This is a genomic window from Shigella sp. FC1661 (assembly GCF_001712525.1).
Classification (GTDB): domain Bacteria; phylum Pseudomonadota; class Gammaproteobacteria; order Enterobacterales; family Enterobacteriaceae; genus Escherichia; species Escherichia coli.
Genome location: NZ_MDGW01000595.1, coordinates 1 through 16,051, shown reverse-complemented (window position 1 = coordinate 16,051; position 16,051 = coordinate 1). Strand labels below are relative to the sequence as shown.

Genomic DNA, 16,051 nt, shown 5'->3' with positions numbered 1-16,051 from the left:
TTAATGCCATTTTCAAGAGCAAGTTTTGAGATGGATATCCCGGGTTCACAGGAGGCAGCAACGAGCTGCTGTTTAAATTCGGGAGGATAATTAGGGCAGCCTTTTCGCCTGCCGGGATTCACATTTTTCTGCATATCTGACACTTTGGTTCCCACTACTTATTTGGTGGACACCACTTTGTCTAATTCGTCAGATTCTGACCAGACGGTTCAGGCTGTACGCTTACGCACAACCATCGCGGCGAGGATCAACGGAACCGTGATAAATGTCACCAAGGGAATTGCTAATAGATTTGCAATAAACGAGGTCAGACTAATGCCATGAAATATGACGATTTGCACAGGCATAAGCAGGAGTGTGATTCCCAGTTGCAAATGAATGAGGGAAACAACTGCACGCAATACCGGCGGCAGTTGCCACTCAGGACAGGGAAACCACTGGTACCCAAAAATCAGTGCCGCGACCGCAGCGGCAGAGAGCCATAAACTTTGCGAGAGAATGGCAACAGGATCCATCAGCAAAATTGCCGCCAGACAACATATCCATACATCCCAGCCACTCCACTGTCGCCCACTTAACTTAAGCATTCCCCACGTAGCAAGCGCCACCACGGTACGCAATGCAGGAGGTTGCATTCCCGTCAACCAGGCATAAAAAGCAGCACAGCAGATTCCACCAATTAATGGCATTTGCCAGTGGATCCAGCGCCCAGGCAGAAAAACTTGCCCACCGCGAATGAGTCCGGCAGCCAGCAACACCGCAAAAGCGATGTGCAATCCCGATATCGCCATTAAATGCGCCGTTCCAGTATCACGCATGATATTTTTGATTTCTTTGGGGACGGATAACCGTTCCCCCATACCTAAACCAAGAATAACCGCATTCCACATATAGGGTTGCAGCGTTGTTTGTAGTGACGCCAGATACTGTGCACGCAGGCTACAATTCGGTTCAATGACACTTGCCTGCAGAAAGCGGCCGATGAGCGGCTGATGCTGGGCAATGGCATAACGCTGGCTATCAAAGCCGCCATCATTAAGTTGGCCATGAACTGCACGAACTTTGAGTTTCATTGACCATTGTTGTCCAGCACAAACCGCTTGCGGAAGATATTCGCCATACAGCACAAGGCCTGGCGCAGGGAATATACGTCGACCTTGTAGATGAGTAATTTGACCGTAATGAGTGGTCATGCCGTCAGTTGCAGTGATCTCAACAATTGCATCCTGCGTCGCGCCAGTTAAGGTTTCTCCTGCCCACAAAATTTGCTTTGCTGATAATATGCCCCAAACGAAAAACAGCAACGTCAGCGCGATATAACGGACGGTTTTAACAGGGATAAATGCCAGTACGCAGGCGAAGAGAGTCAGAAACGCAAGGGTTAATGTCCCAGGCAATTGGGGCAAAATCAGCAACGGAAAAATTCCGCAAATTATGCATACGCCGACTGTCGTTATTTTCATGCACCCCTCCCTGTTTATGGAAAGTGTGCAACTTTGTTGAGCGGTTGTCTGGTGGGAATTTTGCGTTCCCCGAGGCACATTCAGAAGAATTTAACGAAAGGGTGAAAACTGCTCAAAACTCTGCGAGGCAGCTTCCAGTTCCTGATTAGAGAAATGAAAAAAGCACCCGACAGGTGCTTTTCTCGCGTTCAAGTTTGAGTAAAAACTTAACCGTAAATATTGGCGCGATCGCGCAGTTCTTTACCAGGTTTAAAGTGAGGAACGTATTTTCCTTCCAGTTCTACTTTATCGCCAGTCTTCGGATTACGTCCGGTACGTGGTGCGCGGTAGTGCAAAGAGAAACTGCCGAAACCGCGGATTTCAATACGCTCGCCCTGCGCAAGAGTCGAGGCCATATGCTCCAGCATCTCTTTTACTGCATCTTCAACCGTCTTGGCGGGAATGTGCGATTGCTGGGTGGCAAGTCTTTCTATCAATTCTGACTTGGTCATGATTCCTCCGGTTCCTTAAAGGCAAATTAAGCGGCTGCTGTTGCTGCATTGATTAAGGGCGGCCGTAGCCGCCCTTAGTGCTTGATTACAGGACGAAACCTGCAATCTGTCAAGTAAACTCAACAAACTTCGGAATAAAAATCCCGAAGAGTCAGAGAATTACTCGCCTTTAGCTGCTTTGAAAGCTTCAGCCATTGCGTTGTTGGAGAAGTTTGCATCTTCCTGTTTGTTAACAGTTGCGATTGCATCTTTCTCGTCAGCTTCGTCTTTCGCACGAACAGACAGGCTGATTGCGCGGTTTTTACGATCAACGCCGGTGAATTTAGCTTCAACTTCGTCGCCAACGCTCAGAACCAGGGTAGCGTCTTCAACGCGGTCACGGGATGCTTCAGAAGCACGCAGGTAACCTTCAACGCCGTCAGCCAGTTCTACGGTTGCGCCTTTAGCGTCAACTGCAGTTACTTTACCGGTTACGATAGCGCCTTTCTTGTTCAGAGCAACCCAGTTGTTGAACGGATCTTCTGCGAGCTGTTTAACGCCCAGGGAGATACGTTCACGTTCTGCGTCAACCTGCAGAACAACTGCAGCGATTTCGTCGCCTTTTTTGTATTCACGAACTGCTTCTTCGCCTGCAACGTTCCAGGAGATGTCAGACAGGTGAACCAAGCCGTCGATGCCGCCGTCCAGGCCGATGAAGATACCGAAGTCAGTGATAGACTTGATTTTACCTTCAACACGGTCGCCCTTGTTGTGGGTTTCCGCGAACTGCTGCCACGGGTTAGCTTTGCACTGTTTCAGACCCAGGGAGATACGACGACGTTCTTCGTCGATATCCAGAACCATAACTTCCACTACATCGCCAACGTTAACAACTTTGGACGGGTGGATGTTTTTGTTGGTCCAATCCATTTCGGAAACGTGTACCAGGCCTTCAACGCCTTCTTCGATTTCAACGAAGCAGCCGTAGTCGGTCAGGTTGGTCACGCGACCAGTCAGTTTGGTACCTTCCGGATAACGTTTAGCGATAGCTACCCACGGATCTTCGCCCAACTGTTTCAGGCCCAGGGATACACGGGTACGTTCGCGGTCGAACTTCAGCACTTTAACAGTGATTTCGTCGCCCACGTTGACGATTTCGCTCGGATGCTTAACGCGTTTCCAGGCCATGTCAGTGATGTGCAGCAGGCCGTCAACGCCGCCCAGATCAACGAATGCACCGTAGTCAGTGAGGTTCTTAACGATACCTTTAACTTCCATGCCTTCCTGCAGGTTTTCCAGCAGCTGATCGCGCTCTGCGCTGTTTTCGGATTCGATAACGGCACGACGAGAAACAACAACGTTGTTGCGCTTCTGATCCAGCTTGATTACTTTAAATTCAAGCTCTTTGCCTTCCAGGTGCAGAGTGTCACGCACCGGACGAACGTCTACCAGAGAACCTGGCAGGAACGCACGAATACCGTTCAGCTCAACAGTGAAGCCGCCCTTAACTTTGCCGTTGATAACACCGGTAACAGTTTCAGCATCTTCGTAAGCTTTTTCCAGCGTGATCCAGGCTTCGTGACGTTTAGCTTTCTCACGGGACAGCAGAGTTTCACCGAAGCCGTCTTCTACTGCGTCCAGAGCAACGTCAACTTCGTCACCTACCTGGATTTCCAGCTCGCCCTGGGCGTTTTTGAACTGCTCAGCCGGGATGGCGGACTCAGATTTCAGACCAGCGTCAACCAGTACTACGTCTTTGTCGATAGCAACAACAACGCCACGAACGATAGAACCCGGGCGGGTTTCGATTTCTTTTAAGGACTCTTCAAAGAGTTGAGCAAAAGATTCAGTCATGTTTAATCTTCAGGTTTATATTTAACGTCCACCTAGCTCCATGCCGGATGGGGTTGTTTAACATACCCGCTGTCATTCCATTGCAACGGGGGTACTGCAAATTCGGTCGCTTATGCGAGAGCCAATTTCTGGCGCGCGTATTGTAGCGCTTTTTCAATCACTTGCTCAATGCTTAAGGTGGTGGAATCCAACACTAAAGCATCGGCTGCCGGAACCAGTGGCGCTACCGCTCGGTTACGATCGCGGTCGTCGCGTTCTTTGATCTCGGCCAAAAGGCGCTCAAAGTTAACACTAAAGCCCTTCTCCTGCAACTGTAGCATGCGGCGATGCGCACGTTCTTCCGAGGAGGCGTCAAGGAAAATTTTCACTGGTGCATCAGGGAATACCACCGTTCCCATGTCGCGGCCATCGGCAATCAGACCTGGTAATTCGCGAAACGCGCGTTGGCGACGCAATAATGCTTCACGAACGCGTGGGAATGCCGCGACTTGTGAAGCCGCATTCGCCACTTCCTGAGTACGAATTTCGCCGCTGACATCTTCCCCTTCGAGGATCACTTCCAGATTGCCATTGGTTGACACAAAACGTACATCCAGATGGGATGCCAGCGGTACCAGCGCATCTTCTGACGCAACATCAACATGGTGATGTAATGCCGCCAATGCCAGTACGCGATAAATTGCACCCGAATCCAGCAGATGCCATTGCAATGCTTCCGCCATAGCCTTACACAAGGTGCCTTTCCCTGCACCGCTTGGGCCATCAATGGTAATAACCGGGGCAATTGCCGTCATCTTTATCTCCTTAAAACAGGCGTACCGTTAACATAACCGCGCGCATTATACGCGCCGACGCCACAAATCGTTAACGTTGTGTGCAAAAACCAGTTTTGTCTGTATTCAGATGGGGATTTATTGCGCAATTATAGCAGGCTGGCAGAAGACCAGCCCGAAAGATGACAATGATTTACTTACCAGAGGCGATACGATCACGGATGTGTTGCGCACGCTCTGTTGATGGTGGGTGAGAGTCAAACATGGACTGGGTGCGACCGCCATCCAGACTAGCCAGTTTTTCAAAGCTGCCAACCAGCCCCTGGGTGCTGATGCCACGTTTCTTCAACAGATCAAAGGAGAAATCATCTGCTTCGGACTCTTTATCACGGGAGTATTTAGCATTAATAGCGCCTTCTGCGATATCACCCAATTGTGAGCGGGAAAGCTGGGAAGCCACACCGCTGGTAGCTGAAATGGCATCGCGTGCGGCAACGATCGCATAAGAAGCTTTCATTTCAGCCAGCGAGTGACCCAACGCGACGTGGCCCAGTTCATGGCCCAGAACACCTTCAATTTCGTTGTCATTCATCATGTCCATCAGGCCACTGTAGACACGGACACAGCCGTTCGCCATCGCCCATGCGTTGACGTCGCTGGTCATATAAACCTTATAGTTGACCGGCGTGCCATTAATATTGTTACCCAATGCTTTGGCGATTTTTGCCAGACGTTTACCGTACTTGCTGGATTTACTTGCGACTTGATTGCCGCTGTCCATTTCGGCACAGCCCTGATTGGCAATCGCTTTTGCATCGGCATCGCTTAATGTTGCTGCTTTATAGGCATTTAAACCGGAGCTGATAGCCATATTGGTATCAATACCGTGGGTATTTTGCACCCTGTCAGTAATGCTGCAGAGGTCGCAATCGCCAGCAGTAATTTAGTATTCTTCATGTGAATCATCCGTTGATTAATCATATATAAACATTATGTATCAACAACTTACATTGACAAGCGACGCTACCATTAATCAAAATGACTCACAAGGTCCGAAAAAAAACGCCGACAATGTGCCGACGTTTTGATAAAGAAAGATTTGGCTATTTATTGCCCGTTGTTCATTCAGGCTGCCTGGCTAATCCGCGCCAACTGCTCGAAATAATCCGGAAATGTTTTGGCCGTACATTTGGGATCAAGAATCGTCACTGGTGTATCTGACAACGCCACCAGCGAGAAACACATCGCCATCCGGTGATCATTGTATGTCGCGATCTCGGCAAAGTTCAGTTTTTCCGGTGGAGTGATACGAATGTAATCGTGCCCCTCTTCTACTTCCGCACCGACTTTACGCAGTTCTGTTGCCATCGCAAACAGGCGATCGGTTTCTTTAACACGCCAGTTATAGATATTGCGCAGCGTGGTGGTGCCTTTTGCAAATAACGCCGCCGTGGCAATGGTCATCGCCGCATCGGGAATATGGTTCATATCCATATCAATAGCGTTCAGTTCACCACGCGTGCAGGAAATATAATCATCGCCCCAGCAAATGGTCGCGCCCATTTTTCCAGCACATCAGCAAAGCGAATATCACCCTGCATACTGTTACGTCCAATACCGGTCACTTTTACAGTGCCGCCTTTGATTGCTGCTGCTGCCAGAAAGTAAGAAGCCGAAGATGCATCGCCTTCGACCAAATAAGTACCCGGAGACTGATAAGACTGTCCGCCTTTTACGACAAATTGTTGATAGTGCTGATTTTCAATTTCAACACCAAACGTCTTCATCAGATTGAGTGTGATGTCGATATAAGGTTTAGAAACCAGATCGCCTTTAATACGAATCACCGTATCTTCCGGCGCAAGAGGCGCAGTCATTAACAGTGCGGTGAGGAATTGGCTGGAAACGGAGCCATCAACGTCAACGTTGCCGCCAGTAAAGCCGCCCTGTAAACGCAACGGCGGATAATTTTCTTGTTCCAGGTAAGTGATCTTCGCCCCGCCCAGGCGCAGCGCATCCACCAGATGACCAATCGGGCGTTCTTTCATACGCGGCTCACCGGTCAGCACAATATCATTGCTACCCAGACAAAGAGCTGCCGCCAGCGGACGCATTGCCGTTCCGGCGTTACCGAGGAACAACTCCAGGGCACCTTCTGCGTGTAATGGACCGCCGTTACCGATAATTTCGCAACGCGTACGATCGGCTGAAAGCGTATAGCTTACCCCTAACGCTGTTAATGCATTCAGCATATGGCGCACGTCATCGCTATCCAGCAGATTGGTTAATACTGTTTTGCCGTGTGCTAATGCCGCCAGCAATAAAGCGCGGTTAGAAACGCTCTTGGAACCGGGCAGATTAATAGTGCCATCGACACGAGCGATGGGTTGTAACGTCAGGGATTCCATGAACTCAACTCTCTACAACAGAAATAAAAACCCCACAGGCTGGCTGTGGGGATTAAGCAAAATTTCGGCATTAACCGTGACGGCGTTCGAACTCAACCATGAAGTCTGTCAGCGCTTTAACGCCTTCCAGCGGCATGGCGTTATAAATAGAAGCGCGCATTCCGCCGACCACACGGTGACCTTTCAGTGCATGAAGGCCAGCAGCAAAAGACTCTTCAAGGAACAATTTGTCAAGCGCACTGTCCGCCAACTGGAACGGCACGTTCATCCGCGAACGGTTAGCTTTCGCCACGTCATTGCGGTAGAAATCGCTGTTATCAATCACCCCATATAGCAGTTCTGCTTTTTGCTGATTGATTTTATCCATTTCAGCTACACCGCCGTTCGCTTTCAGCCATTTAAAGACCAGACCAGATAGATACCAGGCAAATGTCGGCGGCGTGTTAAACATGGAGCCGTTATCGTTGAAGATGGAATAATCCAGTATCGACGGACACGCGATATTCGCTTTGCCCAGCAAATCTTCACGAACGATGACGATTGTCAGGCCAGCCGGGCCGATATTTTTCTGCGCGCCAGCGTAAATCACGCCATAACGGCTGACGTCAATCGGACGGGAAAGAATGGTTGAAGAGAAGTCGGCGGCGACCACCACATCTTTGCCGAAGTCTGGCGTTTCGTCGATGGCGATACCGTCGATGGTTTCATTCGGGCAGTAATGCATATAAGCAGCATTATCAGAGAGTTGCCATTCACGCATTGGCTTAACCGCGCGCAGACCATCAACAGTCACTTTGGCGTCAAAGACATTAGGCGTGCAGTATTTTTTCGCTTCTTTAATGGCAGTTGCCGCCCAGTAACCGGCATCAACATAATCTGCGGTGGTTTTATCACCGAGAATATTCAGCGGTACCGCAGCAAACTGACCGCGACCACCGCCATGGCAGAATAATACCTTGTAGTTGGAGGGGACATTAAGAAGATCGCGAAAATCCTTCTCGGCTTCCTCTGCAACCTGAATGAACTCTTTGCCACGGTGACTCACTTCCATCACCGACGTACCAAGACCGTTCCAGTCGCGCAGTTCCTGTTGAGCCTGTTTAAGCACCTCTGCCGGTAGCATTGCCGGACCAGAACTAAAATTGAAGATTTGAGCCATTTCCCCTCACCACGTTGCGTTGCTATTAACCCGCGGTCAATCGATTGCGACCACAGGTAATACATTATTCCTGTGGCTATCGGTTTTATCATTCAGTGACACACATCGCAATGAGTAAAACCGTTGAGGGCAAAAATGTGGCTTGCATCACACAAAAGAATCTCTCGGATTATTAGCAAAAAGCCGATGTTTTTACTGTCAGGTCACCCGTTTTGCCCGACTTGCCTTCGTCCATTCTGGATTTGCACAGCGCGGACATAATTGTTTTTCCCCCGCTTTCATATGAATGATTTCACTACAACGAATACAGGCATAGTCCGCCGACTCCGGCACCACTTTGTAACGCTGCGTACAATCACTGGGTAAAATAAGTAAACCCGGTTTCACCTTGTCATCTTCAAAGAAATAGACACTGATTTGCCCGTTGGTTTCGAGAATCGCCAGACGTACCTGCCCCAGCTGCTCCACGCCACGCAATCGTAGCTCCATAAAGAACTCAAATTCCGTCATGTTGGAGTTATTGAGTTTCGACCAGGCCAGCTCGCCATCTTCAATAATAACAACCGGCTTACCTTCCAGTAGATCTTCCAGTTTTTCACTGTGCGCCATCAACCACATTACCAGGCGGTATAACAACGCCAGAGTGATAAAGACGATAAGTACCGGCACCATCGGCACATCATCATAAAACGCCACATCTCCCGCCGCTGAACCCAGCGTGAGAATGATTAACACTTCAAACAGCGACATCTGTCGCACACCGCGTCTTCCGGTCATTTTGAGGAACAAAAAAACCAGTACAAAGGTATAAAGACTACGTAGTGCAACTTCGCCAAGGAAATCAAAAGGCACTTTATCAAATGCCATACGGTGGAGATCGAACGCCTTCATTTTTATGCTCTTATCGTGGTTTATTCGCTAAAAGCATAGTCAACAGTTCATCGGCATAGCGGCGGTGATAGCGCCTTTGAGATAAAACCCGTATTATTGCGCGCTTTCCGTACGACTAAAGTGATTTTCATGACGCAAACATTTATCCCCGGCAAAGATGCCGCTCTGGAAGATTCCATCGCTCGCTTCCAGCAAAAAATTTCAGACCTCGGCTTTCAGATTGAAGAGGCCTCCTGGCTGAATCCTGTGCCTAACGTCTGGTCTGTACATATTCGCGACAAAGAGTGCGCACTGTGTTTTACCAACGGTAAAGGCGCAACCAAAAAAGCGGCGCTGGCTTCTGCACTTGGTGAATATTTCGAGCGTCTCTCAACCAACTACTTTTTTGCTGATTTCTGGCTGGGCGAAACCATCGCCAACGGTCCGTTCGTGCATTATCCCAACGAAAAATGGTTCCCACTGACCGAAAATGACGATGTGCCAGAAGGACTACTCGATGACCGTCTGCGCGCGTTTTATGATCCGGAGAATGAACTGACCGGCAGCATGCTGATTGACCTACAATCCGGTAACGAAGATCGTGGTATTTGCGGCCTGCCGTTTACGCGTCAGTCCGACAATCAGACCGTTTATATTCCGATGAATATCATTGGTAACCTGTACGTCTCCAACGGTATGTCCGCAGGTAATACCCGCAACGAAGCACGCGTTCAGGGATTGTCTGAAGTTTTCGAACGCTACGTGAAAAACCGCATTATTGCTGAAAGCATCAGCCTGCCAGAGATCCCGGCAGACGTGCTGGCGCGTTACCCAGCGGTGGTTGAAGCGATCGAAACACTGGAAGCAGAAGGTTTCCCGATCTTCGCATATGATGGTTCCCTTGGCGGCCAGTATCCGGTGATTTGCGTGGTACTGTTCAATCCTGCTAACGGTACCTGCTTTGCCTCTTTCGGTGCGCATCCTGATTTTGGCGTAGCACTGGAACGTACCGTGACCGAGCTGCTGCAAGGTCGTGGCCTGAAAGATTTGGATGTGTTTACTCCGCCAACCTTCGATGATGAAGAAGTCGCTGAACATACCAACCTCGAAACGCACTTTATCGATTCCAGCGGTTTAATCTCCTGGGACCTGTTCAAGCAGGATGCCGATTATCCGTTTGTGGACTGGAATTTCTCCGGCACCACGGAAGAAGAGTTTGCTACGCTGATGGCTATCTTCAACAAAGAAGATAAAGAAGTTTATATTGCCGATTACGAGCATCTGGGCGTTTATGCTTGCCGTATTATCGTGCCTGGCATGTCCGATATTTATCCGGCTGAAGATCTGTGGCTCGCGAATAACAGTATGGGCAGCCATTTACGTGAAACGATTCTTTCGCTACCAGGCAGCGAGTGGGAAAAAGAAGATTACCTGAACCTCATCGAGCAACTGGATGAAGAAGGTTTTGATGACTTTACCCGCGTGCGTGAGCTGTTGGGTCTGGCGACCGGGTCGGATAACGGTTGGTACACCCTGCGTATCGGTGAATTAAAAGCCATGCTGGCGCTGGCTGGTGGCGATCTGGAACAGGCTCTGGTCTGGACCGAATGGACGATGGAGTTTAACTCATCAGTATTTAGTCCGGAACGCGCCAACTATTATCGCTGCCTGCAAACGTTGTTATTACTGGCACAGGAAGAAGATCGCCAGCCGCTGCAATATCTGAATGCGTTTGTTCGCATGTACGGCGCAGATGCCGTGGAAGCCGCCAGTGCGGCAATGAGCGGCGAAGCGGCGTTTTACGGCCTGCAACCGGTAGATAGCGATCTGCACGCGTTTGCTGCACATCAGTCGTTGTTGAAGGCCTACGAAAAGCTGCAGCGCGCCAAAGCAGCATTCTGGGCAAAATAAAATCAAATAGCCTACGCAATGTAGGCTTAATGATTAGTCTGAGTTATATTACGGGGCGTTTTTCTAATGCCCCGCTTTACATATATTTGCATTAATAAAATAATTGTAATTATAAGGTTAAATATCGGTAATTTGTATTTAATAAATACGATCGATATTGTTACTTTATTCGCCTGATGCTCCCTTTTAATTAACTATTTTAGCGGAGGATGCGGAAAAAATTCAACTCATTTGTTAATTTTTAAAATTTATTTTTATTTGGATAATCAAATATTTACTCCGTATTTGCATAAAAACCATGCGAGTTACGGGCCTATAAGCCAGGCGAGATATGATCTATATCAATTTCTCATCTATAATGCTTTGTTAGTATCTCATCTCCGACTTAATAAAGAGAGAGTTAGTGTGAAAGCTGACAACCCTTTTGATCTTTTACTTCCTGCTGCAATGGCCAAAGTGGCCGAAGAGGCGGGTGTCTATAAAGCAACGAAACATCCGCTTAAGACTTTCTATCTGGCGATTACCGCCGGTGTTTTCATCTCAATCGCATTCGTCTTCTATATCACAGCAACCACTGGCACAGGCACAATGCCCTTCGGCATGGCAAAACTGGTTGGCGGCATTTGCTTCTCTCTGGGGCTGATTCTTTGTGTTGTCTGCGGAGCCGATCTCTTTACTTCCACCGTGTTGATTGTTGTTGCTAAGGCGAGTGGGCGCATCACCTGGGGTCAGTTGGCGAAAAACTGGCTAAATGTCTATTTTGGCAACCTGGTCGGCGCACTGCTGTTTGTACTTTTAATGTGGCTTTCCGGCGAGTATATGACCGCAAATGGTCAATGGGGACTAAACGTCCTACAAACCGCCGACCACAAAGTGCACCATACTTTTATTGAGGCCGTCTGTCTTGGTATCCTGGCAAACCTGATGGTATGTCTGGCAGTATGGATGAGTTATTCTGGCCGCAGCCTGATGGACAAAGCGTTCATTATGGTGCTGCCGGTCGCGATGTTTGTTGCCAGCGGTTTTGAGCACAGTATCGCAAACATGTTTATGATCCCGATGGGTATTGTAATCCGCGACTTCGCATCTCCGGAATTCTGGACCGCTGTCGGTTCTGCACCGGAAAATTTTTCTCACCTGACCGTGATGAACTTCATCACTGATAACCTGATCCCGGTTACGATCGGTAATATTATCGGCGGTGGTTTGTTGGTTGGGTTGACATACTGGGTCATTTACCTGCGTGAAAACGATCACCATTAATGGTTGTCGAAGTACGCAGTAAATAAAAAATCCACTTAAGAAGGTAGGTGTTACATGTCCGAGCTTAATGAAAAGTTAGCCACAGCCTGGGAAGGTTTTACCAAAGGTGACTGGCAGAATGAAGTAAACGTCCGTGACTTCATTCAGAAAAACTACACTCCGTACGAGGGTGACGAGTCCTTCCTAGCTGGCGCTACTGAAGCGACCACCACCCTGTGGGACAAAGTAATGGAAGGCGTTAAACTGGAAAACCGCACTCACGCGCCAGTTGACTTTGACACCGCTGTTGCTTCCACCATCACCTCTCACGACGCAGGCTACATCAACAAGCAGCTTGAGAAAATCGTTGGTCTGCAGACTGAAGCTCCGCTGAAACGTGCTCTTATCCCGTTCGGTGGTATCAAAATGATCGAAGGTTCCTGCAAAGCGTACAACCGCGAACTGGATCCGATGATCAAAAAAATCTTCACTGAATACCGTAAAACTCACAACCAGGGCGTGTTCGACGTTTACACTCCGGACATCCTGCGTTGCCGTAAATCTGGTGTTCTGACCGGTCTGCCAGATGCATATGGCCGTGGCCGTATCATCGGTGACTACCGTCGCGTTGCGCTGTACGGTATCGACTACCTGATGAAAGACAAACTGGCACAGTTCACTTCTCTGCAGGCTGATCTGGAAAACGGCGTAAACCTGGAACAGACTATCCGTCTGCGCGAAGAAATCGCTGAACAGCACCGCGCTCTGGGTCAGATGAAAGAAATGGCTGCGAAATACGGCTACGACATCTCTGGTCCGGCTACCAACGCTCAGGAAGCTATCCAGTGGACTTACTTCGGCTACCTGGCTGCTGTTAAGTCTCAGAACGGTGCTGCAATGTCCTTCGGTCGTACCTCCACCTTCCTGGATGTGTACATCGAACGTGACCTGAAAGCTGGCAAGATCACCGAACAAGAAGCGCAGGAAATGGTTGACCACCTGGTCATGAAACTGCGTATGGTTCGCTTCCTGCGTACTCCGGAATACGATGAACTGTTCTCTGGCGACCCGATCTGGGCAACCGAATCTATCGGTGGTATGGGCCTCGACGGTCGTACCCTGGTTACCAAAAACAGCTTCCGTTTCCTGAACACCCTGTACACCATGGGTCCGTCTCCGGAACCGAACATGACCATTCTGTGGTCTGAAAAACTGCCGCTGAACTTCAAGAAATTCGCCGCTAAAGTGTCCATCGACACCTCTTCTCTGCAGTATGAGAACGATGACCTGATGCGTCCGGACTTCAACAACGATGACTATGCTATCGCTTGCTGCGTAAGCCCGATGATCGTTGGTAAACAAATGCAGTTCTTCGGTGCGCGTGCAAACCTGGCGAAAACCATGCTGTACGCAATCAACGGCGGCGTTGACGAAAAACTGAAAATGCAGGTTGGTCCGAAGTCTGAACCGATCAAAGGCGATCTCCTGAACTACGATGAAGTGATGGAGCGCATGGATCACTTCATGGACTGGCTGGCTAAACAGTACATCACTGCACTGAACATCATCCACTACATGCACGACAAGTACAGCTACGAAGCCTCTCTGATGGCGCTGCACGACCGTGACGTTATCCGCACCATGGCGTGTGGTATCGCTGGTCTGTCCGTTGCTGCTGACTCCCTGTCTGCAATCAAATATGCGAAAGTTAAACCGATTCGTGACGAAGACGGTCTGGCTATCGACTTCGAAATCGAAGGCGAATACCCGCAGTTTGGTAACAATGATCCGCGTGTAGATGACCTGGCTGTTGACCTGGTAGAACGTTTCATGAAGAAAATTCAGAAACTGCACACCTACCGTGACGCTATCCCGACTCAGTCTGTTCTGACCATCACTTCTAACGTTGTGTATGGTAAGAAAACTGGTAACACCCCAGACGGTCGTCGTGCTGGCGCGCCGTTCGGACCGGGTGCTAACCCGATGCACGGTCGTGACCAGAAAGGTGCTGTAGCGTCTCTGACTTCCGTTGCTAAACTGCCGTTTGCTTACGCTAAAGATGGTATCTCCTACACCTTCTCTATCGTTCCGAACGCACTGGGTAAAGACGACGAAGTTCGTAAGACCAACCTGGCTGGTCTGATGGATGGTTACTTCCACCACGAAGCATCCATCGAAGGTGGTCAGCACCTGAACGTTAACGTGATGAACCGTGAAATGCTGCTCGACGCGATGGAAAACCCGGAAAAATATCCGCAGCTGACCATCCGTGTATCTGGCTACGCAGTACGTTTCAACTCGCTGACTAAAGAACAGCAGCAGGACGTTATTACTCGTACCTTCACTCAATCTATGTAATTAGATTTGACTGAAATCGTACAGTAAAAAGCGTACAATAAAGGCTCCACGAAAGTGGGGCCTTTTTTAGCACGAGAGCCTTTTTTGTCAGCTATCTATACTTTAAGGTGACTGCCAAAACAGACTCGACGTAGCCTTCGAGCTGCGCACCAACACGGCCTCAGATGGGCCACATCTGGAGAAACACCGCAATGTCAGTTATTGGTCGCATTCACTCCTTTGAATCCTGTGGAACCGTAGACGGCCCGGGTATTCGCTTTATCACCTTTTTCCAGGGCTGCCTGATGCGCTGCCTGTATTGTCATAACCGCGACACCTGGGACACGCATGGCGGTAAAGAAGTTACCGTTGAAGATTTGATGAAGGAAGTGGTGACCTATCGCCACTTTATGAACGCTTCCGGCGGCGGCGTTACCGCATCCGGCGGTGAAGCAATCCTGCAAGCTGAGTTTGTTCGTGACTGGTTCCGCGCCTGCAAAAAAGAAGGCATTCATACCTGTCTGGACACCAACGGTTTTGTTCGTCGTTACGATCCGGTGATTGATGAACTGCTGGAAGTAACCGACCTGGTAATGCTCGATCTCAAACAGATGAACGACGAGATCCACCAAAATCTGGTTGGAGTTTCCAACCACCGCACGCTGGAGTTCGCCAAATATCTGGCGAACAAAAATGTGAAGGTGTGGATCCGCTACGTTGTTGTCCCAGGCTGGTCTGACGATGACGATTCAGCGCATCGCCTCGGTGAATTTACCCGTGATATGGGCAACGTTGAGAAAATCGAACTCCTCCCCTACCACGAGCTGGGCAAACACAAATGGGTGGCAATGGGTGAAGAGTACAAACTCGACGGTGTTAAACCACCTAAGAAAGAGACCATGGAACGCGTGAAAGGCATTCTTGAGCAGTACGGTCATAAGGTAATGTTCTAATTTCCCCGTAAAGCGGCAACTTTATTGAGTTGCCGCTTTTTTATTCCGCGCTTCATTCTGCTACAGTGTTTTTAACACATTTTATAGTGCATCTACCATATCCCGTACCTGAGATAATAACGACTGATAATAGCTCGCATGAAGTTCTTCCCCATCGAATACCACTGTATTACACAAGAAAGTGACATCGGCATCTTCAATACCAAGATAACTGCACATATTTTTCAAATAATCGCTTATATTTTTTTCCCAGCCCATCTGGACAAATGAGGTAATGACTCCAACTTATTGATAGTGTTTTATGTTCAGATAATGCCCGATGACTTTGTCATGCAGCTCCACCGATTTTGAGAACGACAGCGACTTCCGTCCCAGCCGTGCCAGGTGCTGCCTCAGATTCAGGTTATGCCGCTCAATTCGCTGCGTATATCGCTTGCTGATTACGTGCAGCTTTCCCTTCAGGCGGGATTCATACAGTGGCCAGCCATCCGTCATCCATATCACCACGTCAAAGGGTGACAGCAAGCTCATAAGACGCCCCAGCGTCGCCATAGTGCGTTCACCGAATACGTGCGCAACAACCGTCTTCCGGAGCCTGTCATACGCGTAAA

The 16,051-nt window shown here is 49.1% G+C and carries 9 protein-coding genes and 5 pseudogenes; 4 read left to right on the top strand and 10 right to left on the bottom strand.

Annotated features, from left to right (window positions below; all coding sequences use genetic code 11):
• Nucleotides 1–227: 227 nt before the first annotated feature.
• From BFF42_RS25095 to BFF42_RS25060, 8 genes and pseudogenes are all read right to left on the bottom strand, one after another.
• A pseudogene (locus BFF42_RS25095) lies at nt 228–1,463 on the bottom strand (DNA internalization-related competence protein ComEC/Rec2); the annotation flags it as partial.
• Nucleotides 1,464–1,669: 206 nt separating this feature from the next.
• A complete protein-coding gene (ihfB, locus tag BFF42_RS25090; protein WP_000167336.1) occupies nt 1,670–1,954 on the bottom strand; it encodes an integration host factor subunit beta in 285 nt (94 codons plus the stop codon).
• 159 nt (nt 1,955–2,113) lie between these two features.
• A complete protein-coding gene (rpsA, locus tag BFF42_RS25085; RefSeq protein WP_000140327.1) occupies nt 2,114–3,787 on the bottom strand; it encodes a 30S ribosomal protein S1 in 1,674 nt (557 codons plus the stop codon).
• A gap of 110 nt (nt 3,788–3,897) precedes the next feature.
• Nucleotides 3,898–4,581: a (d)CMP kinase gene (cmk, locus tag BFF42_RS25080; protein ID WP_000125016.1), complete on the bottom strand. Its 684-nt coding sequence runs from the start codon at nt 4,579–4,581 to the stop codon at nt 3,898–3,900.
• Nucleotides 4,582–4,753: 172 nt separating this feature from the next.
• Nucleotides 4,754–5,517 (bottom strand): annotated as a pseudogene (gene ycaL / locus BFF42_RS25075) (metallopeptidase YcaL).
• Between the two features lie 168 nt (nt 5,518–5,685).
• Nucleotides 5,686–6,968 (bottom strand): annotated as a pseudogene (gene aroA / locus BFF42_RS25070) (3-phosphoshikimate 1-carboxyvinyltransferase).
• A gap of 70 nt (nt 6,969–7,038) precedes the next feature.
• Nucleotides 7,039–8,127, bottom strand: a complete 1,089-nt coding sequence (serC, locus tag BFF42_RS25065) for a 3-phosphoserine/phosphohydroxythreonine transaminase (RefSeq protein ID WP_000057160.1) — start codon at nt 8,125–8,127, stop codon at nt 7,039–7,041.
• A gap of 198 nt (nt 8,128–8,325) precedes the next feature.
• Nucleotides 8,326–9,018 (bottom strand): DUF421 domain-containing protein, encoded by a 693-nt coding sequence (locus BFF42_RS25060; RefSeq protein WP_000642849.1) that lies wholly within the window; start codon nt 9,016–9,018, stop codon nt 8,326–8,328.
• A gap of 129 nt (nt 9,019–9,147) precedes the next feature.
• Here BFF42_RS25060 and ycaO point away from each other — a divergent pair, with 129 nt between their 5' ends.
• From ycaO to pflA, 4 genes are all read left to right on the top strand, one after another.
• The gene (ycaO, locus tag BFF42_RS25055) at nt 9,148–10,908 is read left to right on the top strand and encodes a 30S ribosomal protein S12 methylthiotransferase accessory factor YcaO (protein WP_012421219.1); all 1,761 of its coding nucleotides are present in this window, start codon (nt 9,148–9,150) and stop codon (nt 10,906–10,908) included.
• Between the two features lie 405 nt (nt 10,909–11,313).
• A complete protein-coding gene (gene focA / locus BFF42_RS25050) occupies nt 11,314–12,171 on the top strand; it encodes a formate transporter FocA (protein WP_000642546.1) in 858 nt (285 codons plus the stop codon).
• A 54-nt stretch (nt 12,172–12,225) separates the two neighbouring features.
• Nucleotides 12,226–14,508: a formate C-acetyltransferase gene (gene pflB / locus BFF42_RS25045; RefSeq protein WP_001292820.1), complete on the top strand. Its 2,283-nt coding sequence runs from the start codon at nt 12,226–12,228 to the stop codon at nt 14,506–14,508.
• Between the two features lie 191 nt (nt 14,509–14,699).
• Complete coding sequence (pflA, locus tag BFF42_RS25040) at nt 14,700–15,440, top strand: pyruvate formate lyase 1-activating protein (RefSeq protein WP_000111043.1); 741 nt, start codon at nt 14,700–14,702, stop codon at nt 15,438–15,440.
• 81 nt (nt 15,441–15,521) lie between these two features.
• Here pflA and BFF42_RS25035 read toward each other — a convergent pair.
• Nucleotides 15,522–15,710: pseudogene (locus BFF42_RS25035) on the bottom strand (NAD(P)H oxidoreductase); the annotation flags it as partial.
• A 15-nt stretch (nt 15,711–15,725) separates the two neighbouring features.
• Nucleotides 15,726–16,051: pseudogene (locus tag BFF42_RS25030) on the bottom strand (IS1-like element IS1B family transposase); the annotation flags it as partial.

Excerpts from the sequence above, each read along its gene's own strand:
- BFF42_RS25060 (WP_000642849.1), bottom strand. The coding sequence starts at position 9,018 with ATGAAGGCGTTCGATCTCCACCGTATGGCATTTGATAAAGTGCCTTTT.
- cmk (WP_000125016.1), bottom strand. The coding sequence starts at position 4,581 with ATGACGGCAATTGCCCCGGTTATTACCATTGATGGCCCAAGCGGTGCA.
- ihfB (WP_000167336.1), bottom strand. The coding sequence starts at position 1,954 with ATGACCAAGTCAGAATTGATAGAAAGACTTGCCACCCAGCAATCGCAC.
- serC (WP_000057160.1), bottom strand. The coding sequence starts at position 8,127 with ATGGCTCAAATCTTCAATTTTAGTTCTGGTCCGGCAATGCTACCGGCA.
- ycaO (WP_012421219.1), top strand. The coding sequence starts at position 9,148 with ATGACGCAAACATTTATCCCCGGCAAAGATGCCGCTCTGGAAGATTCC.
- rpsA (WP_000140327.1), bottom strand. The coding sequence starts at position 3,787 with ATGACTGAATCTTTTGCTCAACTCTTTGAAGAGTCCTTAAAAGAAATC.
- pflB (WP_001292820.1), top strand. The coding sequence starts at position 12,226 with ATGTCCGAGCTTAATGAAAAGTTAGCCACAGCCTGGGAAGGTTTTACC.
- pflA (WP_000111043.1), top strand. The coding sequence starts at position 14,700 with ATGTCAGTTATTGGTCGCATTCACTCCTTTGAATCCTGTGGAACCGTA.